This window comes from Paenibacillus sp. FSL H7-0331 (assembly GCF_001956045.1).
On record NZ_MRTH01000009.1, the window covers coordinates 177680 to 197793 of the forward strand.

The following is a 20114-nucleotide window of genomic DNA, read 5'->3' on the forward strand; positions in this document are numbered from 1 at the left end:
TGCACAGCTTGCTGATGGCTTACTGATGCAGGAAATGGAGTGATGGAGCATCATGAGAGTTAAAGGAAAGATTGTTCTTGTCACTGGAGCCGGTTCGGGAATTGGTCGAGCGATAGCGTTATTGTTTGCAGCGGAGGGAGCATCCATAGTTGCATCGGATATATCAGAGAATGCGGTTCAGACCGTTGAACAAATTAGGACCCAAGGCGGACATGCAGCTGTCGTCATCGGTGATGTTGGCGATCAGGATGCATGTAACCGAATGGTGAATACGGCACAAGAGTCCTTCGGAGGTTTGCATGCCGTTATTCATGCGGCAGCGATTTCGCGCAAGGGTACGGCAACAACGATGAAGGAGGAGGATTGGCGGGACGTTGTTAACGTCAATCTGAACTCCGCATTTTACTTAAGCAAGGCCGCCGTACCGTTGCTTTGCCAAGGTGGTGGAGCGATTGTATTCATTGCCAGCCAGCTCGGACTTGTCGGCGCCAAAGATTCTATCGCCTACTCGGCTGCTAAAGGTGCCGTGGTGAATATGGCGAGATCGATGGCTTTGGATCATGCGCCGGATGGAATACGGGTCAACAGCCTTTGTCCGGGGCCGATTGACACCCCATTTCTCCATGCCTCGTTTCAGAGGCAAGCCGATCCGGAAAGAGCCAGAGCGTTAGCGCTCGATAAAATCCCTTTGGCTCGTTTTGGTACGCCGATAGAAATAGCGAATGCAGCTTTGTTTCTTGCTTCAGATGAGGCTTCTTTTATTACAGGCGCGACTCTGGCTGCAGATGGCGGTTACACGGCCTGGTAGCAAAGGGGCGGGGAATAGCGTTATAGCATTATTCATACCGATAATTTATGAAGGAGTGGATCATATGGATTTAAATTTGCAAGGAAAAGTAGCTTTGATCATCGCCTCCAGTCAAGGTCTGGGTAAAGGTATTGCTGCTGAATTGGTAAAGGAGGGCGCTAACGTGATGTTAACGGGCCGGGATCAGGACAAGCTTCAAGCCGCCAAAGCTGAGCTTGAACAGCTCGGGACAGGTGAAGTGGCGTACCAAACGGTTGACATTACGAACCCTACTGATATACAACAACTTGTACAAGTGACCCGCGATACGTTTGGAACCATTGATATTCTCGTTAATAACGCAGGTGGTCCCCCGGCAGGAACATTTGAACAGTTCTCGGATGAGCAATGGCAGGCTGCTTTTGAGCTCAATCTATTAAGTTACATCCGGGTAATACGTGAAGTGCTGCCTGATCTGAAAAAACAAGGTGGACGCATTATCAATATGGCTTCTTCCTCCATTAAAGTGCCTATTCCTGGATTACTACTATCAAATACGTTCCGGGCCGGAATCGTAGGGTTAACTAAAACATTAGCTGAGGAGCTGGCTCCATACAATATTCTTGTTAATACGGTTGCCCCTGGTCGGATTGCTACTGATAGAGTTGCCTTTCTGGATGATGTCAAAGCCCAAAAGACCGGTAAAACGCGTGAACAGGTAGAGGAAATGTCCAAACAATCCATTCCGCTTGGTCGTTATGGGACTGTGGAGGAATTTGCGAAGGTAGTCACCTTCCTGGTATCGGATGCGAGCTCTTACATCACAGGAAGCTCCATACTTATTGACGGCGGAATGATTAAATCTATCTAAGAGGACGAGGTGCTTGAAGTGAGCAGCATTCGCAACATTTATTGTGTTGGCAGAAACTATGTTTTGCATGCAAAGGAATTAAATAATGAGGTACCGACCTCTCCCTTTCTTTTCTCCAAGCCTACACATGCGCTGGTAGAAGCGGACGGCAGCCAGATTGTTCTGCCTGGTGATCGTGGTTCCGTTCATTATGAGGCCGAGCTTGTTATTCGTATTGGAAGACCCTATGAAAAAGGAATTACGGTTGATGAACTGGTGGATGGGTTAGCTATAGGCATTGATTTTACTTTGCGTGACGTTCAGAACGAAATGAAGAAAAAAAGCTACCCTTGGTTATTGGCCAAAGGTTTCCCGAATTCCGCACTCGTGAGCAAGTTTATTGCTTTTCCAGGAGTTGAAGCATGCAAGTCTAAGGATTTTGCTCTTGTCAAAAATGGTGTAGAAGCTCAGCTTGGCAACATTAAACAGATGCTGTTTGATTTACAAACCATCGTAGATTTCTGCGCGCTTCATTTTGGCTTAGGGGAGGGCGATATTATTTATACAGGAACGCCTGAAGGTGTGGGTCCGGTTAACGACGGCGACCACATGAGCTTGCACTGGGATGGCCAAATTGTTGGGGAATGTACCATCCAGCTGACTTGATATTTATCAATTTGCATGAACTACTATATGAGATCGGGAGACATTAACTTGATTAAAAAAGCGGAGCATATCGCGATTATTGTCACAGATATGGACAGGTCTATCGAATTTTATGGCGGGATGCTCGGATACAAGCTGCGAATCAGAGGACAGAACCCAAGGAGAGAGATGGCCTTCCTGTATCATGAGGATCAGCCTGGTTTTGAGATTGAGCTCATTTGCGATCTCCAACCGGAGGGAGAGTATTCGGATAAGGGCATCGTCAACCATCTGGCATTTACTGTCGATAATATAGAGGAAGCTATGGATTATTACCGTATTAAGGGGATTGAGTTCAATTCCAACAAGCCCAATACGGCTATTGACGGCGCTCAAACTATTTTCTTTACTGGACCGGACCAAGAACTGCTTCAATTCGTACAACCAGTGAAGAGGGAGCGGGTTTAGAGGCTTCACCCGGTTTGCTTTCCTTAACCAAGTAAGGATCAAGGCTTGCTCCAAGATATGAAAAGGACCTGACGGTTAGCTAGCCGCCAGGTCCTTTTTGAGTTATATTTGTAATTTCTATTTAAGCATTTTTACTTGCGCTTAAGTGTTAACCAAATGACACCGGCAATCACAGCAAGCATGCCTATAAAAGCAATGATGAATACTACACCATTTAATTCGAATTGATCGCGACCTGTTAGAAAGTCACGCACCTGATTGGATTTTGGTTTGGCGTTTGCCTTGAGGGGAACCGGTTCTTCAGCAAATTCATGAACTTTATTCAGACTATCGATAGCGACAAATTTACCGGATATTTTGCCACTTTCAACAGGACTTGTTAATACATCACTTATCGAGCTGATCCGATCCGGAGAAGTTGCAGCCATAAGCAGCAAGGTTTTGTTCTCATTCAGTGGAGAGCGAGACAATTGGATAACCGCTGAACGGCTCTGTAAATTACTTAATAATTCTACATTTTTGGCAAGCGAAGTCATTTGATCGCCTTTAAATTGTACGGAGCTGTCAGCGAACCCATTCATGAAATCAGGGATATCTTTGCCTGTGCCAATATACAGAACGTTACGATCCCGAAGCAGATCCTTGAGCCCTGCCGCGGATACTTTAGCCATAGTTAAATCAGTGTTGTCCTGTGCGCTTCTGCCGATAATTCCAACAGCAGTCATAGCTATGTTCAGCTCTTTCGTGCCGATTTTGTCAGGAAAGAGGAAGGTGGCCTGGTTCCAACGGTTGTTCACTACAAAGGAGTAAGGTATCGATTGCAGATTAAAGCTTTTTCTTTCAACAGGCGTGTACGTTAAAGAAGAAGAATTATCAATAACGGCCCAGTTTCCAATCAAATTCGGGTCTACGCAAGCTTCCTGCTGCTTATTCTGTGTCAGGTTTGCAAATTGGAAGGTAACTTCAATCTCAAGTCTCCGGGAAGCTCCGATAGAATCTTGGGTGAAATCAATTTCCAGTAATCCTGAATCGCTGGTTGCCTCGCTGAGCCTATGACTGTCAACAGGTATACCATTCAGCTTAACCGCTATGACGGAATTTCCGAGATCGATGGACTTGGAATGCTTGAATGCTAATGTAAGCCGTGCACCATTCTCTATATCCGCATAGGCAGGAAGATTGTAATTAATTGTGGTACTGGCTTGCTGCATGCCACCTATGGAGAGATTGGAATAGCCGATTTTCTCCAAGGTCACCGTATAGGGACTACCTTGCTTGAACGGATTTAAAGCCTCCGTTTTTTTCAAAGAAGCAGGAATGGAGGTTGTTTGACCAAGCAGCTGAGCATATAGCGATTCATTCGTTAATATAGATACTGCATTATTGAGTTTTTCTTCCTTGCCTGTTATGACCAAACCGTTTAATTCCGGATTCCACGGAGATTGGCCTACCCCGATAAAGCCTTGTCCTTGAAGGGCCGGGTCAGCTTGCTTGCGATAGGCATCTTCTATGGCTTGGCCGCGTTCCTTCCAATGACCTGTCTGTCCGATCCAAATCGTGTTGTTCTCACGTAATATCGTATCGGTTAGATCCGATTCCGCATAGATCGGAATATTGATTCGGCTGGCTGATGCTTGGGCTGAAAAAAACTGTACCATACGAGCGGCTGCAGTGAACTCCACCTGCTCGATTTCGTCGGGGACGACCAGGATGGATTGAAGCGGCTGTTGGCTGCCTTTTTCGAAGAATGGGCTTGGATACCAGGTCAGATCAGCATTCGCGTAATTTTTACCGACATTCAAGTGAATGCTGCTATTTTTACTTACAGTCAACCAATTGGCAGGATTATTCGGGTCTGGACATGCATTATCGGAAATGACCATATGTGTGATAAGGGACAGCTTACGATAACCCGGATTTGTAAGGTAATTGGCGATATCCGCACGTAAGTGAGCCTTCTCTTTATTGGAATTGTCCAGTAGCACACTACCTACTGGCGTATCGTCGATTAATAGGGTCAAGGTTGAGGTTTTGGATAACAGCGTTGTAGCATGTCCAAATTCGATGTCCACGAATGAACCAGGAAGCACCTTTCGACCTCTACCAATCTCAAAATATACGTCTTCGCGGGCATTTTCGCCTTTAAGCGTACGATCCTCCGAGAAAACCGGGAAATTTTCACTGTTTTTTGGAGTGGCGCTGGTTGAGTTAGGCACAGTACCGGGCTCTAATGCCCAGATGGAAGGCAGGTTGACGGTGGAGAAAAGAACCAAAAGAAATAATATAAACACACTGGAACGCAATAAAGGTTTCATCGAAATGAGTCACTTCCTTAGGGATTTCTTTGACGGATACGTTCGATCGGTGAGCTGTATTAGGTTAAACATCGCTAAATTTTAATTCCTGTTGAGCCTTCTCCAATATTTCATAGCAGGTCATGCCATGTGGAGGGCAATCTACTTTGCTATGTCTAAGCTTGGCAGTAACCGTACCTTTGCCGCGAGGACGGGTGAGCAGCATGGAGTTAAAATGATCATCGAGCCATAGCTCGGCTATGCTGGAATTGGCTCTCTCTGTTCCTGACAGGAGCATCGCGAATTGGCCTTCCTCCAGGTATGCCTTAATCTCAACCTCAGGCATAATATCATTAATAAGTTCGGCGACCTTATTCAGAAAAAGCTGAGTTTGCTCGTAACCATACTCTTTAAAAAAATCGTGAAACTGATTGATTTCTACTATTATAAGGGACAGCTTGCGTTTGTTGCGTACACCCAAAAATATAGCTTCCTCAAATCGCTTCAGAAACAGATCGTGATTAACAAAGTCCAAGGATTCCTCAATGACAAAAGGTTCATCGATATAGGACTCACTGTTTTTTCTATTGTTTGCGAGCGGGCTTCTGCCCTTGTTTTTGGATTGACCGCCCCGTTTGTTAATTCCCCCAATGAGAGAAAAGAACGGAAAGCAAAGCAACCAGATCAATTCGTTCCAGCCGACAGTGGCTATATGATTCCTCACATACAATTGATAAACAACGGAGCTCCCGTATACGGCAATAACAAAAAAAGTAAGCATCAACGTGTGATCGGTTCTACGAAAATAACCGACGACTCCTAACAATATAGCAACTATAAACCACAGCGTATTCGTTGGATAAACCTGGTTTGTCATTATAAGATAAAGAGTTAGAAACCCAATTGAAAGCACTTGAAGTAAAATATTAGCATACATTCTGTCCGGCGATTTCATTTCTTACATTCTCCCTCCAAATCATTCTTGCGTATTCACAAAGCAGTTCTAGGTTCGACATGACTATATTCCCCAGAGTTTATGAATTCACCTTTTTTTCTAAAAAAAAACGAAATTTCAACAAATTATTTTACTAAGATAAACGAAAGTAGGGAGGACTGCAAACTAATTTTTAGTAAAGTTTATTAAGTTGGATTCACAAGCAACAAAAAGGCTACTGACTGGCGCAAACTTCTGCCCAGTGTAGCCTCTGATGTGGAATATGGATATACGTATTTAATTGTTCAGTGTAGCAACCAAGCTTCTTACTGGACCATTTGGAGTTTCGATGACCTCATAAATTTTCAGGACGATCGGATTTTCCAACTGATCGGATGTCGAATCCGTGAAATAAATGAGCTGTTCGCCAGAGGTCAAACGGCCTTCACCGTTCAGGCTTTGCGTATTGGATGCAATCCGTCTGCCATCCTTGGTTTCTAATTCAATTAAAAGCTTGTTGTAATTGCTATCGACCATCACGGGCTCAAGTGTCTTTAAATCCATATTGATACGCAGCTTATAGCTGTATTTGTAGCTTAAGGTTGATGGGTTGGATAGGGCAATATTCGTTAACGCCCAATCGTGAATTGTAACCTCGTAAGGATACATATTCAGCTTTACATTATCCTTCACTGGTTTGTTGACTGTCAGGATCGATTGTGCAAAATTGATTTTGTACGGTGCTGCCGTTTTATTATCAATTAAACGCAGATTATATTGATCCACCGTACCGCCAACTGGAAGCACAAACGAGTAGTTGACGAGATAATCCGTTCCAGGTACGACCAGACTGGTTGATGCATTGATTCGATTCCCGGCGTAGATAAAACCATTACCCATCAGTTCAGCGGCAAACTGGGGAACTGGCAGCGGCTTATCGCCTTTGTTGGAGAATCTCATTTTGATGATCCCGGTGCTGTAGCCCATTCCTTTATTTTCATAAATTTGAAAATCGGCAGCGGATATATTGATGTTAGGGTTGACCACGTTGTTGATCGGATCGATTGGGATTTGTGAATTCAGTAAGTAGGCAGATGCTTTGGTGCTGTCTGATACCAGTTGTTCGGCTGTAGGCGCGCCAAAGCTGAGACGACCTATATAATAGGTAAGGTTAGCTGAAGCGTCTGTCCGGTTTGGAATTTTAAACGATTCGGGTGTAGATAACGTGAAGCTGATCAGCTGTGTATCCAAATCCGTTGGAACCGTCCAATAAATGTATTTCTTTTCACCAGGATCTATGGAGCTGACGGTTTGATCGGCTCTTGAACCTTTGTAATTCTGCGTGCTGGATTTGCCCTCGATAATAAAACCAGGAATAACCTCGGTTTGTTTGCCGGGATTTTGTACAAGCAGCTTGATTACCTGAACGGGAGTTTGATCCTTGAAATCTGTAGTCATGTTAATTGGCGTATAGGTCAAAGCTGAATCCAGTGAAGGAATCGTGAATGCTTCTCCCCATTTTTTGATAAGCGCAGGGTCTGAAACGATGGATTGATCACCGTACCAAACCAGATTGGAGATGGGCAGATCGAGCATAGTCGTTTCGACCTTCGGATAGACGTCTTTGTTCACATCGACCCAAACGATACTTGTCGGCTTCAGATTATCGGGTAATTCGACCTGAGCCATATAACTGAGTGTGATATTGGACAGCGGAGGGACCGAAATGGCATTGTCGGAGCTGCCGCGCAGCACATATCGTGCTCCATTGTCTGTCACGATCCGAATTTCGTAATCGGGGACTCTTACCGTATCGTTGGAAACATTATACATTTTGACAATAGTGCCGATACGCGTGCCAGTTAAGGTATGCTCACTCAGCAAACCATTGATCTTGACCTGAAGTGGTCCGGTCAGCGTGGAGGGATAACGTGTATCCACAGCTGCGGCTTGCGTCTCATCAGCCAATGCGGCGAAGTAAGGGAATGATAGAAGAAGTGATGATATCAAAATGACGGACAGAGCTTGCTTTCTAACTTTTTTCATTCAATAGCCTCCATTTACAATTCAAACTTATTTTCGCAGTTCAATTTTGTCTTTGTCCTTCAAATCCTGGGTACCGGACACGATGACTTGTTCGCCTTCCTTGATGCCATCCGTAACTTCCCGATTCGTATCGGCAACCCGACCCAAAGTAACCTTACGTTTCTCTGCCTGATCGTTAGCTGCGACAAACACATAGTTGTCATTACCTTCCTTGACGATGCTTGCGGTCGGGATTGTCACGACATCTTGAGTAGAGCCTCCGCCCAGCTGCAGCTTTACTCTCATACCTGATTTCAGCTTTTGATCGGGGTTGGGTACGCTTAGCTCCAGCACGTAGGTTTTGCTTTGCGGGCTCATGACATCAGCCAGATAAGTAATCGTACCTGTCATAGAGGCATTGCCCCCCTGTGTAACAAAAGGAATGGTGGTTTTGCCTTGAATATATTTCATAGAGCTTTCGGTAATGTCAGCATGAACTTTAATCGGGTTCAATTGCTGGATAACACCGGCTACATAACCGGCCTGCACGGTGATACCCTGTTCAGGAAACAGATCGGTCAGCACGCCGCTGATCGGTGCTTTCACTTCAAAATCAGATAAGGTTTTGTCAATATCTCGAAGTGACAGCTCTGTTGATTGCTGCTGAATACGTAGTGTAGCGAGTGGATCGGTTGCATCCAGATTAGCCAGCTGCTTTTGCGCTGTATCCAGGTCAAGTCGATTGGTCTTGATCTGGGTTTCGATCTTCTCCAGCTGAGCTTTGGTAGCAAGCCCCGCATCGTAGTCATTACGTGTATTGTTATAGCTTTTTTCCTGATCGGCGATCAGGATTTCGAGCTTCTGCACGGTATTGGTAAGAACTCCGCGATTCGTAGAAATGTCTTCGCGGGTTTTGTTAATTTGCGCCTGCAGATTTTGCAGCGTAAGATCGGTTTTTTCCTTGTTTCTGGCAGCATCCACAGAATCGAGTACGAGCACAACGTCGCCTTGATTCACGGTGTCACCGCGTTTTTTGAGAATTTCTTTTACATCGCCACTTACTTTGCTCAGCATGTTGACCTGGGTAGAAGAGACTACATCCGCATCAAGCTCGGTTTTATCTTCCATCTTTTGTTTGGCGGCAGGTGTGGTTTTGACTGATTTGACTTGACTGCTGCTGGCACTCGTTGTTGAGCAGCCGACTGCAACTGCTCCGCTTATAGCGAGGATAAGTCCGGTTTGAATCCATCGTTTCCACTGGACGGGATTATTGTTCATTTGAATAGATGCCCCTTTACAATAAAATCGGTAATAATAGCTAATTATTCGCCCATCACGTGCTGTTTGGGTGCGCCGCTTACTTTGGTATTTCTCAAAAATAAGGAAAGCACGGCAGCTATAAAAGATAGTACAGCCGTAATAATAAATACATCGTCCAAGCCCATGACAGTGGCCTGCAGTTGTACTTGACCGTTCAGGTAGGCCAGTGCGCTTGAGCTTGCCTGTGTAGCCGATTGTCCCATGCCCATATACTGATTCTGCAGCTGTGAGAATTGAGTTGCGATGTTCGTTGAGAACATATTCAATTGATCAGAAAGATCCGCGATATGAAAAGTGCGACGATCTGAATAGAGCAGTCCAAGCCAGGCAATGCCGAAAGACGAGCTGATCTGTCTAACGGTGTTGGACAACGCAGTTCCCTGACCCATCTTGTTCATCGGAATGGTGTTCATGCCAACGGTTTGAATCGGCATCATCATCAAGCCCATTCCCATTGCGCGAAACACGAGCCAGAAAATGAGGGTAGAAAATGCAGTTGTAATATCCAAGGCCGAGGTTAGATAGAGAGCCACTCCTGTAAGAAGAAGTCCGATGATTGCCAACAATCGAGCGCCGAATTTATCGAAGAGAGCACCGGCTATCGGCATCATAATTCCCGACATCACGGCCTGCGGCAGCAGAATCAGACCTGTCTGTACGGCAGATAAGCCGGAGAGGGTTTGTAAAAATACGGGCAGCAGGAACAACACTCCCATCATGATCAGTGTCGAAATACTGGAAATGACAAGTGAAAGTGTGTAGGTGCCGTTTTTTAACAAGCTTAAATCCAGTAATGGATAGTCGATCGTTAGTTCAATAGCGACAAAGATAAGGAGACAGATCAAACCTATCGCTATAAAAGCGATGACCTCGTGGTCCGACCAGCCTTTCTCGGTTACCTTGCCGACTCCATACAGCAGGGACGCTAATCCGATACTGGAGGTAAGAAAGCCCCAAAGATCGAATTTACTGGCAACAGGAGATTTAAATTCCTTCAAGACCGCCATTGCCAGGAAAAAATCGAGAATACCGATGGGCACATTAATGGTGAAAATAAGTCTCCAGTCCAAATATTCGACGATGTAGCCGCTTAGTGTAGGACCTGTGGCAGGCGCGAACATAACGGCAATTCCGAATAAACCCATCGCCATTCCGCGTTTTTCTGCAGGAAACATTCGAAATATCATAGCCATGGAAATGGGCATCAGTGCACCACCGCCAGCCGCCTGGATAATGCGGAAGATGATCATTGAGCTGTTGCTCCAGGCAATTCCGCATAAACCAGAGCCGATTGTGAATATAATCATGGCCAGCAGGAAGATGCGCTTATAACCAAAGCGGTCGCCCAAATAACCGGTTACCGGAACCAAAGCTCCGCTCACTAACGCATAAGCCGTTACAACCCATTCGATCTCGGATTGATTGACCCCGAAGACAGACATCATTTTGGGAATTGCGACATTCACGATACTCATATCGAGAATAGCCATAAAAACGGCGATAATGACGGCTAGCATAGCGAGTCCGGATCCTTTGCTCTTGCCTTCAGCGGGCTTCTCCGGAGCTGTATGTATTGCCGGTGCTTCCATGGATGGATCCTTTGTTGACACTCGGTTTCCTCCTTTCTCTGTGTTGCTGGTTAAGCGATTTATTTCTCAATTTTGACGGTTGCATTGAGTCCAGGCACTAATCGTTTACCTTGGTAGCTATCAATCGAAATTTTAACGGGAATCCGTTGAATGACCTTTGTAAAGTTACCGCTTGCGTTAGATGATGATAATAGTGAAAAGGAAGAATTGGTTCCAAGACCAAGGCGCTCCACATGACCTGTGATAACGGCATCCGGATAAGCGTCCACTTTAATCGTGACTTTATTGCCAATCTTGGCATCGGCGATTTCTGTCTCCTGCAGGTTGGCTGTGACATACAGCCTATCCAGATTCGCACTCATCGCAATTGCACTGGTGGGGGATACCATCTGATCTTTAACGCCGTTAAATTGAATAATCGTGCCTTCCTCTACAGCAATGATCTCTTGTAAAATAGCAGGTGTATTGCCACGAGCTGGTGTTGTTTCAACCATCCCGAGGATGTCACCTTTTTTGAAGGAATCGCCTTCCTTGTAATTCCACTCAATCAGCTTGCCAGCTCCGGGTGTGCCGATTGCGCGTAAATCACCTGCAATTTTGGCGTCCTCCGTATTGATATACTTGCTGGCCATCGCAAAATAGTAAGTGCCGCCAGCTCCGCCTCCCAAAAGAATAATAGCTAAAACGGTTAAAATAATAATTTTTTTCTTCATAATATGGTTATAGCTCCTCTCTATTTATATTGGATCTTGGATATTAGTCAGCATTTTGCGGGCGATAGTAATAAACTGCTCACATTCCTCAGGTTCAAGACTGCTGATCATGCTGCGGAGTACTTGTCTGCGCCGTTCCTTTTGTTCGTAGACCAGCACTCTGGCTTCAGGGGTTAGTTCTACCCAAACGACTCTACGATCAGTTTCATCACGGGTACGTGCGACATGTCCGTCACGAACCAATCGATTAATGGCCAAGGTTGTCGCGCTCGGAGACAGGTTGAGCTCGTCGGCGAGATTACTCACAGTGGCCCGTTTCTTATTATCCAAAGTGATGAGAAGCAAATACTGCTGCTTCGAAAAGGTGAGGGATCCCCATTTATTCGTTCGGTGCATACCCATTAATATTAACTCTTCCATTCGATCCAGCTGATGCTCCAAATCATCCATAAGGTTTTACCTCCTTTTCCAGTGAATACAACTGATTAAGATTAGATTTACACGAAAGATATTTTATACTAATTAGTTTTAAGTTAAAACTATACAACAAAAAATATCACAATTACCAATCTATCGTCAACACAAATATTTAGGCATATAGACCTGTGCTGAACAAAAGCTTGGGCAAGTTCTCCATGCATGGTAAAATGAACTTTACAACGACAATTATTAAGATAAAGGGGCATAAAGCTAATGACTGATCACCGCAACCTCTTGGAGCTGGAAGAGGCAGCGAGACAGCTGTTTCGTAAAATATCGGTTTCATGGTCCAAGTTTAATGAAAATGGGATGACGCCTGTTCAGGGCTTTTTGTTAGAGAGACTTGAAATTGAGGGGCCTCTTAAGGCATCTCAGATTGCTGATATGCTATGCTATACACCCGGAGCCATCACTACCTTATCGGACAAGCTGATAGCTGCAGGTCTCGTCGAAAGGGAGAGGACCGATGAAGATCGTAGAGTCGTTTACTTAAGCATCACAGAAGCGGGAAGACAGATGCTGGGAACGATTAGATTGCAGCGTAGAGCAAATGTTGAAAACTTTTTTGGTGATTTGGCGGATGAGGACATTCAGCATTTGATTCGGATATTCAAAGAAGTAGTATATAAGGACAAAGGATAGCATCCCACTGTGTATAATTGGATTGCGCATTACAATGGGGATCTGGTTGCGATGAACGGTTTTACAGACCTAAGGAGGCTTACAACAACATGGAATTAGAGGAATGGTCATTACCGGGGGATATGTTGATCTGGGACCGGACCGAGCAGACGGAGCAAAGTGATGTGCTTGTCCCTTTTGCATTGGACGAGCTGTTGACCAGAGGAGTGGGAGTTGGTGGAACACCCATTGTTCATCTATGGAGGCATCCACGAGCTTTTGTGATGGGTTTGCGAGACAGCCGTTTACCTTATGCCTTACAGGCGATGGAGTGGCTTGAAGAGCAGGGCTATTCGGTAATTGTCAGAAATTCCGGTGGCGCCGCGGTACCACTTGATCTGGGTGTCATCAACATAACGCTGATTATGCCCAAGCGTCAGGGAAATATTGATTTTCGTCATGATTTTGAAACGATGTTCCGATTAATCAGTGAATCCCTGCATAAGGTAACATCCGATGTATCAAAAGGCGAAATCATCGGTTCGTACTGTCCTGGCGATTACGATCTCAGCATAAGGGGACGCAAATTTTGCGGAATTGCCCAGCGGCGCCAGGCACATGCTATCGCAGTCCAAGCATTCGTTGTTGTACGCGGTATTGGCAACCATAAGGCCGAATTGGCCAAGCAATTCTACAATATAGCCATAGGTGAGACGGCAGTCGAAGGTACGTGTGATACCGGAGGGCTCTGTTTTCCAAAAGTAATGGAAAACAGCATGGCCAGTCTGGAGGAATTGATCGGGTTAAAAGACGAGCAGTCCTTCATTGATTCTATAAAAGAGTCGGTTAGAGCGCACAGACCTCAGACCGATAACCAAGCATCCCTGGATCTACCTAATGAAACCGAAATAACAACAATGGTCGAAACCCTGCGAACCCGATATGGATTAAAATAAGTAAATAAACAAAAAACGGAGGCAATGTCCCGTATGGGACGATCCACCCCGTTAATATTGGTCTGCTCTTTCTGATCTCGAAGTCAAGCGTGTCCCGTATGGGACGAAAGCGCCCCGAGAACACAAAAATTCTGCATACGTCGAACTCACCCAATCGAGCCCCAAGCGTGTCCCGCAGGGACGAAAGCGTCCCGAGAACACAACATTCTGCATACGTGGAACCCATCCAATCGAGCCCCAAGCGTGTCCCGTATGGGACGAAAGCGTCCCGAGAACATAACCGTCTGCACACGATCCAGGGGAGTCCAGAGGGCCAAGCCCTCTGGGGCCCTCCCTTCAAGGGAGGGTGGGGAGGGTGCACCCCCTTATAGGAACAACTTCAACGCCTCTGGAAGCTCCTTTTGCCAAAAGCCCCATACATGCTTGCCAGGCTTTTCTATATAAGTAAGGTTGCAGCTTCTCGCTTCGAGGAGCTGTTTGGTTTGTCGGTTTGCCTCAAGAAAATCGTAAGTGCCTCCTTGTGTAGCGATTTCCAACTCGTCCGTTCCAATCAGCATGTACAGCTTCAGCCAGGACAAATCGGTTTCCTTGGCAACTTGATCTTGTGTTTGCTGTAAAAATGCACCGGATAAGGATAGGACATTGCAAAATAGGCTACGATAATTTAAGGCTAGATGCAAAGATACGGTTCCTCCCAATGAGTCTCCTGCAATGATACGATCCTTGGCAATGCTGCCCACAGGGAAACGACTTTCAACGAAGGGCAGAAGCTCCTGTGAGAAAAAATGCGTGTAGGCTTCAAAACGCGCTTCCCCTGGAGCATACTCCGAGGTTCTCGTCGCGACGTCAACATCGACGCCAACAATGATCGCAGGCTGAACTCCCTCATCATAAATCAGATGGTTCATGAGTGTAGCGATGCGTCCAAAATTAAAAAATTGCTCACCATCCTGACAATATATGACAGGATATGTGTTTAGCTCCTGATAACCAGGCGGTAAGAGGATTCGAACTGGCCTTTCTTGACCCAATGAGGTAGAGGGTACCTTTTCTTTTACAATCGTTCGTTTATAATAAATGGCTTCGTCCATAGGGGTTTCCTCCTGTTGTATTAGTATAGTTTTGTGGATTTTATTAATCTGTACTATATATTTTTTAAAACTGTTATATAGGGTAGGACTAATAAAAATCATATTTTTCAAGTAAGTAGTTGTGTTCTGAGTGAAAACAGGTTTATAATACTACTATAACAGAATTCCAGCTTTAATGGCATTGAAATCCTACTATTGAGGTGAATGTACATGAGTAAGCCGTATGAAGTAGCTGTAACTGAGGTACAGCCTTTATCCGTTCTAGCGCCTGACGGCACTGTCGTAAATGAGCAAGAAATGCCGAAATTGAGTGACGAGCAGTTAAAAGAATTAATGAGACGTATGGTATTTACGCGTACTTGGGATCAACGGGCTGTTAACTTAACCCGTCAAGGCCGTCTTGGCTTCTACGCTCCAGTATCGGGTCAGGAAGCAACAATGATCGGTAGCGAATTTGCTTTAAATTCAGATGATTTTGTATGTCCGGGTTATCGTGATATGCCGCAAATCGTATGGCATGGTCTTCCGATGTATCAGGCATTCCTATATTCCCGCGGTCATCAGCACGGCGGACAAATTCCGGAAAATGTACATGTACTTATGCCGCAAATCATTATCGGTGCACAAATTCTTCATGCAATGGGCGTTGCCATGGCATTCAAAAAACGCGGAGAAAAACGTGTATCCATTACCTATACAGGTGACGGCGGTTCGTCCGAAGGCGATTTCTATGAAGGTATGAACTTTGCAGGTGCATTTAAACTTCCTGCGATTTTTGTTGTGCAAAATAACGGCTATGCGATCACGACTCCATTCTCCAAGCAAACCGCAGCAGCATCTGTTGCTCATAAAGCAGTAGCAGCGGGTATTGTAGGTGTGCAAGTAGATGGTATGGATGTTCTGGCTGTAGTTAAAGCCGTTCAGGATGCTGCTGAGCGTGGACGCAATGGAGAAGGCGCGACATTGATCGAAGCGATCACATACCGCTTCTTGCCGCATTCCATGTCCGGTGACGATCCGTCCAAGTACCGTACAAAAGAAGAAAGCACGGAGTGGGAACAAACCAAAGATCCTTTGAACCGTTTCCGTTTATACGTTACAGCCAAGGGCTTGTGGTCGGAAGACGAAGAAGCCAAGGTTGTAGAAGAAGCGAAGCAAGCAGTTGCTGACGCCATTAAAAAAGCAGAAGCTGTGGAGAAAATGACGATTCCCGGCTTGATCGATAGCATGTTTGAAGTAACACCGTCCCATCTGGAAGAGCAAAAAGCAGATTATTCAAAGTAAAAGGGAGGAAGAGTAAGCCATGGCACAAATGACAATGATTCAAGCGATCAAGGATGCAATGCGTGTTGAGTTGGAACGCGATCCGAACGTAGTCATATTCGGTGAAGATGTTGGTAAAGTCGGCGGTGTATTCCGTGCAACGGAAGGTCTACAGGCTGAATTTGGCGAGGAACGTGTATTCGATACGCCTTTGGCTGAATCCGCAATCGGTGGTTTGGCAGTGGGTATGGGGATTCAAGGATTTCGCCCGGTTGCTGAAATCCAATTTGTCGGTTTTATTTATGAAGCATTAGACCAGATTTGTGTTCAGGCAGCACGGATGCGTTATCGCTCAGGCGGTCGTTACAATGCACCAATTACATTCCGTACTCCTTTTGGCGGCGGCGTTAAAGCAGCTGAGCTGCACACAGATCCGTTGGAAGGTTTGTTAACTCAAACACCGGGAATTAAAGTAGTGGTTCCTTCCAATCCTTATGATGCCAAGGGCCTGCTGATTGCGGCTATCCGCGACAATGATCCTGTATTTTTCATGGAGCATCTGAACTTGTACCGTTCTTTCCGTGCTGAAGTGCCGGAAGGCGATTACACAGTGGAAATTGGTAAAGCAAAAGTAGTTCGCGAAGGTTCTGATGTTACCATTATTACCTACGGCGCTATGGTGCATACTTCTTTGAAGGCAGCTGAAGAAATCGAAAAAACTCGTGGAACCAAGGTAGAAGTCATTGATCTTCGTACTTTGATGCCGCTTGATATCGATACAATCGTGGAATCGATCAAGAAAACGAACCGCGCTATCGTTGTACAGGAAGCACAAAAATCGTCTGGTATTGCTGCTGAAGTAATTGCACAAATTAACGAAAAAGCGATTCTGCACCTTGAGGCTCCTGTACTTCGTGTAACACCTCCGGATACCGTATATGCATTCTCACAGGTTGAAGACCAATGGCTTCCTAATCCGGCCCGTATTATTGCTGGACTGAACAAAGTATTGGATTTTTAGGATAACGAAGCAAGTTTTGCTACGCAAAACTCTATAGGGAATGCTTACGAAGTAAGTTTTCTACGAAAACCCAGCAATGCTTACGAAGTAAGTTTTGCTACGCAAAACTCTAAGGGGAATGCTTACGAAGTAAGTTTTCTACGAAAACTTTTAGGAGGTTACAATATGGCGGTATTTGAATATAAATTCCCGGAGCTTGGTGAAGGCATTCACGAAGGTGAAATCGTCAAATGGCTGGTAAAGCCAGGCGATGTCGTCAACGATGAGACCATCATTATGGAAGTCCAAAACGATAAATCAACAGTAGAAGTACCTTCTCCTGTTGAAGGCAAGATCGTCGAAATCAAAGTTGCCGAAGGCACAGTTTGTACTATTGGCGATCTGATCGCTACGATCGAGGTTTCTGGAGAGGTTCCACAGCAAGCAGGTCACGGTGAGAGTGCGGCTCCGGCAGCACCAGCTGAGGCTGCTCCAGCAGCGAAGAGCGATGATCAAGCTGCTGAGTGTGCAGTTGGCGGAGCGGTCGCGGCTAATGTCGCGAACTCGAAGCTGGATACGCCGCTGGCAGGCGGAGCACCGGCTGAAGGCGCGGCTCAAGCCGATGCAGCAGCCGGCGGTAAAGCACTGGCTACGCCAAGCGTGCGCAAGCTCGCTCGCGAGAAAGGCTTGAACATCGGGCTGGTCACAGCTAGCGGCCCTAACGGCCGCGTGACCAAGGAAGATGTTCTCGCATTTGCCGCAGGCGGAGGCACAGCCGCGGCAGCACCATCCGCTGGAAGCGAAGCTCCGGCAGCAGCTGCGGAAGCAACTTCGAATGCAGCAGCAGCGCCGAGCAAGCCAGCAGTCGCTTCAAGCGCAGCGGCAGCAGTTAGCGGTGAGCGCATCGAAGAACGCGTTCCATTCAAAGGCATTCGCAAAGCGATCTCGAACGCGATGGTTAAATCCGTATACACAGCTCCACATGTAACCTTGATGGATGAAGTAGACGTAACCCAACTGGTTGCCCTTCGTGCGAAGTCCAAACCAATTGCTGAGAAAAAAGGCGTTAAGCTGACTTACCTGCCTTTCATTGTAAAGGTTCTAGTTGCAGCAGCGCGTCAATTCCCGGCTTTAAACGCGATGATCGACGAAGAAAAGAACGAAATTGTCTACAAAAAGTACTATAACATTGGTATCGCAACCGATACGGATAATGGCTTGATCGTACCTGTTATTCAGGATGCGGATCGTAAAAATATTTGGACAATCGCTGAAGCTATCAAGGATTTGGCAGCACGCGGTCGTGATGGCAAGCTGTCAGCAGCGGAAATGAAAGGCGGCACGCTGTCGATCACGAATATTGGTTCGGCTGGCGGCATGTTCTTCACTCCCGTTATTAATTTCCCTGAAGTGGCAATTTTGGGTACAGGACGTATTACTGAGAAGCCGGTTGTGAAAAATGGTGAGATCGTAATCGCTCCAGTGATGGCTCTTTCCCTAAGCTTCGATCATCGGATTATTGATGGCGCGACAGCTCAAAACTTTTTGAACTATATCAAGCAATTGCTGGCTGATCCTGAGCTATTAATCATGGAGGTGTAACATAATGGTAGTAGGCGATGCATCTGTAGAAATCGACGTGTTGGTCATCGGTGCAGGTCCCGGTGGGTATGTGGCTGCTATTCGTGCCGCTCAATTGGGTAAAAGTGTTCTGATCGTAGATAAGTCGGAAGTCGGAGGTGTATGCTTAAACCGTGGCTGCATTCCTTCCAAAGCTTTAATTCATGCTGCTGAAGAGTTTGAGGCAGCAAGCCATAACTCATCTATCGGGATTGTTTCCGAGGGCGTCAAGATTGATTTTACAAAGGTACAGGAATGGAAATCCGGTATTGTGAAAAAGATGACAGGCGGCGTAGGCCAACTGCTCAAAGGTAACAATATTCAGGTGTTCAATGGCGAAGCCTTGTTCATTAACGAACATGAAGCTCGCTGCTTCAATGATAATGAAACAGCCCGCTTTCGCTTCAACGACTGCATTATTGCAACAGGCTCACGCCCGATTGAATTGAAAGCATTCCCTTATGGCGGTCGTATTCTTTCCTCCACCGAAGTGCTTGATCTGAAAGAGGTTCCGGAAAGCATGATCGTTATCGGCGGCGGCTACATCGGCATCGAGCTTGGACAAACGTATTCGAGACTGGGTACAAAGGTTACAGTTCTGGAAGGCTCAGACTCCATTTTGCCAGGCTTTGAAAAGGAACTATCCAATCTGGTTGGCCGTGGCTTGAAAAAAGGCAATGTTGAGGTATTTACAGAAGCTTTGGCTCAAGGCTGCGAGCAAACGGATAAAGACGTTACCGTTACCTTCACAGTTAAAGGCGAGGAGAAAAAGGTTACTGCACAATACGTGCTGGTAACAGTTGGACGTCGCCCGAACACTGATGGCGATCTGTCGCTTGAATTGGCAGGCGTTGAAGTGGGTGAACGCGGTTTGATAAAAATCAATGAAAAATGCCAAACCAATGTTCCGCATATTTATGCAATTGGTGATATCGTCGCAGGTCCTGCTTTGGCGCATAAGGCTTCTTACGAAGGTAAGGTAGCGGCTGAAGTAATTGCCGGACAACCAAGCGTAATTGATTATAAATGTATTCCAGCTGTAGTATTCTCAGATCCGGAAATTGCAAGTGTAGGCTTGAGTGAAACTGAAGCCAAGGCACAAGGCAAAAATACAACTGTGGGCAAGTTCCCATTTGGTGTAAATGGCCGTGCATTGACGATGAATACCTCTGACGGTTTTGTAAAGCTGATCGGCGACAAGGATTCAGGTCTGCTCTTGGGCGGACAGGTTGTCGGTAAGCAAGCCTCTAACATGATTGCCGAATTGGCTTTGGCCATCGAATTGGGTGCTACTGTTGAGGATATCGCGCTTACGATTCATGCACATCCTTCATTGGGTGAAATTACGATGGATGCAGCTGAAGTATTATTGGGACACCCGATTCATGTATTGGGTAAAAAATAAGATCGATGTACACAAGCCTGGAGCCTCGCTGCTCCGGGCTTTTTTTGTTGATA

Annotated in this window: 18 protein-coding genes; 10 read left to right on the forward strand and 8 right to left on the reverse strand. The window is 45.9% G+C overall.

The genetic code is table 11. The annotated features are described in order from the left end of the window. Positions 1 to 52: 52 nt before the first annotated feature. The 4 genes from BK127_RS15595 to BK127_RS15610 all read left to right on the forward strand — a co-directional run bounded on the left by BK127_RS15595 (position 53) and on the right by BK127_RS15610 (position 2750). Entirely contained in the window at positions 53 to 808 is a 756-nt protein-coding gene (locus BK127_RS15595) for an SDR family NAD(P)-dependent oxidoreductase (protein ID WP_076231723.1), read from the forward strand. 64 nt (positions 809 to 872) lie between these two features. Beyond that, the gene (locus BK127_RS15600; RefSeq protein WP_076231725.1) at positions 873 to 1658 is read left to right on the forward strand and encodes an SDR family oxidoreductase; all 786 of its coding nucleotides are present in this window, start codon (positions 873 to 875) and stop codon (positions 1656 to 1658) included. A gap of 18 nt (positions 1659 to 1676) precedes the next feature. Continuing rightward, positions 1677 to 2303: a fumarylacetoacetate hydrolase family protein gene (locus BK127_RS15605; RefSeq protein ID WP_083689356.1), complete on the forward strand. Its 627-nt coding sequence runs from the start codon at positions 1677 to 1679 to the stop codon at positions 2301 to 2303. A gap of 48 nt (positions 2304 to 2351) precedes the next feature. Continuing rightward, positions 2352 to 2750: a VOC family protein gene (locus tag BK127_RS15610; RefSeq protein WP_076231729.1), complete on the forward strand. Its 399-nt coding sequence runs from the start codon at positions 2352 to 2354 to the stop codon at positions 2748 to 2750. A gap of 131 nt (positions 2751 to 2881) precedes the next feature. On the opposite strand, the gene BK127_RS15615 is transcribed toward BK127_RS15610, so the two are convergent. The 7 genes from BK127_RS15615 to BK127_RS15645 form a co-directional block, all read right to left on the reverse strand. After that, positions 2882 to 5065 carry a cellulose biosynthesis cyclic di-GMP-binding regulatory protein BcsB gene (locus BK127_RS15615; protein ID WP_076231731.1) on the reverse strand — a complete coding sequence of 728 codons (2184 nt, stop codon included), beginning with the start codon at positions 5063 to 5065 and terminating at the stop codon, positions 2882 to 2884. 64 nt (positions 5066 to 5129) lie between these two features. After that, positions 5130 to 5921, reverse strand: a complete 792-nt coding sequence (locus BK127_RS15620) for a diguanylate cyclase domain-containing protein (RefSeq protein ID WP_179097496.1) — start codon at positions 5919 to 5921, stop codon at positions 5130 to 5132. 354 nt (positions 5922 to 6275) lie between these two features. Further along, on the reverse strand, positions 6276 to 8024 hold the full coding sequence (locus BK127_RS15625) for a hypothetical protein (RefSeq protein ID WP_076231735.1): 1749 nt from the start codon (positions 8022 to 8024) through the stop codon (positions 6276 to 6278). 27 nt (positions 8025 to 8051) lie between these two features. Beyond that, complete coding sequence (locus BK127_RS15630) at positions 8052 to 9281, reverse strand: efflux RND transporter periplasmic adaptor subunit (protein WP_076231738.1); 1230 nt, start codon at positions 9279 to 9281, stop codon at positions 8052 to 8054. Positions 9282 to 9325: 44 nt separating this feature from the next. Continuing rightward, positions 9326 to 10933, reverse strand: coding sequence for a DHA2 family efflux MFS transporter permease subunit (locus BK127_RS15635; RefSeq protein ID WP_083689332.1), 1608 nt, complete (start codon positions 10931 to 10933; stop codon positions 9326 to 9328). A 38-nt stretch (positions 10934 to 10971) separates the two neighbouring features. After that, positions 10972 to 11625 carry an HlyD family secretion protein gene (locus BK127_RS15640; RefSeq protein WP_076231740.1) on the reverse strand — a complete coding sequence of 218 codons (654 nt, stop codon included), beginning with the start codon at positions 11623 to 11625 and terminating at the stop codon, positions 10972 to 10974. A gap of 24 nt (positions 11626 to 11649) precedes the next feature. Beyond that, the gene (locus BK127_RS15645; protein WP_076231742.1) at positions 11650 to 12075 is read right to left on the reverse strand and encodes a MarR family winged helix-turn-helix transcriptional regulator; all 426 of its coding nucleotides are present in this window, start codon (positions 12073 to 12075) and stop codon (positions 11650 to 11652) included. 243 nt (positions 12076 to 12318) lie between these two features. On the opposite strand from BK127_RS15645, the gene BK127_RS15650 reads away from it, so the two are divergent. Both BK127_RS15650 and BK127_RS15655 read left to right on the forward strand, forming a co-directional pair. Then, a complete protein-coding gene (locus tag BK127_RS15650; protein ID WP_076231744.1) occupies positions 12319 to 12747 on the forward strand; it encodes a MarR family winged helix-turn-helix transcriptional regulator in 429 nt (142 codons plus the stop codon). Positions 12748 to 12836: 89 nt separating this feature from the next. Then, positions 12837 to 13682, forward strand: a complete 846-nt coding sequence (locus tag BK127_RS15655) for a lipoate--protein ligase family protein (RefSeq protein ID WP_076231746.1) — start codon at positions 12837 to 12839, stop codon at positions 13680 to 13682. 365 nt (positions 13683 to 14047) lie between these two features. Here the strand turns inward: BK127_RS15655 and BK127_RS15660 are convergent, their stop codons facing one another. Beyond that, the gene (locus BK127_RS15660) at positions 14048 to 14773 is read right to left on the reverse strand and encodes an alpha/beta hydrolase (protein ID WP_076231748.1); all 726 of its coding nucleotides are present in this window, start codon (positions 14771 to 14773) and stop codon (positions 14048 to 14050) included. Positions 14774 to 14983: 210 nt separating this feature from the next. Between BK127_RS15660 and pdhA the strand changes: the two genes are divergently transcribed. From pdhA to lpdA, 4 genes are all read left to right on the forward strand, one after another. After that, positions 14984 to 16057, forward strand: a complete 1074-nt coding sequence (gene pdhA, locus BK127_RS15665; RefSeq protein ID WP_076231750.1) for a pyruvate dehydrogenase (acetyl-transferring) E1 component subunit alpha — start codon at positions 14984 to 14986, stop codon at positions 16055 to 16057. 19 nt (positions 16058 to 16076) lie between these two features. Further along, complete coding sequence (locus tag BK127_RS15670) at positions 16077 to 17057, forward strand: alpha-ketoacid dehydrogenase subunit beta (protein WP_076231752.1); 981 nt, start codon at positions 16077 to 16079, stop codon at positions 17055 to 17057. Between the two features lie 165 nt (positions 17058 to 17222). Continuing rightward, positions 17223 to 18638: a dihydrolipoamide acetyltransferase family protein gene (locus BK127_RS15675; RefSeq protein WP_076231755.1), complete on the forward strand. Its 1416-nt coding sequence runs from the start codon at positions 17223 to 17225 to the stop codon at positions 18636 to 18638. 4 nt (positions 18639 to 18642) lie between these two features. Continuing rightward, on the forward strand, positions 18643 to 20061 hold the full coding sequence (gene lpdA, locus BK127_RS15680) for a dihydrolipoyl dehydrogenase (protein WP_076231757.1): 1419 nt from the start codon (positions 18643 to 18645) through the stop codon (positions 20059 to 20061). Positions 20062 to 20114: the final 53 nt, after the last annotated feature.

What these genes read in the sequence shown, in the direction of transcription:
- BK127_RS15655 (WP_076231746.1), top strand. Translation starts at nt 12,837, where the DNA reads ATGGAATTAGAGGAATGGTCATTACCGGGGGATATGTTGATCTGGGAC.
- BK127_RS15595 (WP_076231723.1), top strand. Translation starts at nt 53, where the DNA reads ATGAGAGTTAAAGGAAAGATTGTTCTTGTCACTGGAGCCGGTTCGGGA.
- BK127_RS15640 (WP_076231740.1), bottom strand. Translation starts at nt 11,625, where the DNA reads ATGAAGAAAAAAATTATTATTTTAACCGTTTTAGCTATTATTCTTTTG.
- lpdA (WP_076231757.1), top strand. Translation starts at nt 18,643, where the DNA reads ATGGTAGTAGGCGATGCATCTGTAGAAATCGACGTGTTGGTCATCGGT.
- BK127_RS15675 (WP_076231755.1), top strand. Translation starts at nt 17,223, where the DNA reads ATGGCGGTATTTGAATATAAATTCCCGGAGCTTGGTGAAGGCATTCAC.
- pdhA (WP_076231750.1), top strand. Translation starts at nt 14,984, where the DNA reads ATGAGTAAGCCGTATGAAGTAGCTGTAACTGAGGTACAGCCTTTATCC.
- BK127_RS15670 (WP_076231752.1), top strand. Translation starts at nt 16,077, where the DNA reads ATGGCACAAATGACAATGATTCAAGCGATCAAGGATGCAATGCGTGTT.
- BK127_RS15625 (WP_076231735.1), bottom strand. Translation starts at nt 8,024, where the DNA reads ATGAAAAAAGTTAGAAAGCAAGCTCTGTCCGTCATTTTGATATCATCA.
- BK127_RS15615 (WP_076231731.1), bottom strand. Translation starts at nt 5,065, where the DNA reads ATGAAACCTTTATTGCGTTCCAGTGTGTTTATATTATTTCTTTTGGTT.
- BK127_RS15630 (WP_076231738.1), bottom strand. Translation starts at nt 9,281, where the DNA reads ATGAACAATAATCCCGTCCAGTGGAAACGATGGATTCAAACCGGACTT.
- BK127_RS15660 (WP_076231748.1), bottom strand. Translation starts at nt 14,773, where the DNA reads ATGGACGAAGCCATTTATTATAAACGAACGATTGTAAAAGAAAAGGTA.
- BK127_RS15645 (WP_076231742.1), bottom strand. Translation starts at nt 12,075, where the DNA reads ATGGATGATTTGGAGCATCAGCTGGATCGAATGGAAGAGTTAATATTA.
- BK127_RS15600 (WP_076231725.1), top strand. Translation starts at nt 873, where the DNA reads ATGGATTTAAATTTGCAAGGAAAAGTAGCTTTGATCATCGCCTCCAGT.
- BK127_RS15620 (WP_179097496.1), bottom strand. Translation starts at nt 5,921, where the DNA reads ATGACAAACCAGGTTTATCCAACGAATACGCTGTGGTTTATAGTTGCT.
- BK127_RS15650 (WP_076231744.1), top strand. Translation starts at nt 12,319, where the DNA reads ATGACTGATCACCGCAACCTCTTGGAGCTGGAAGAGGCAGCGAGACAG.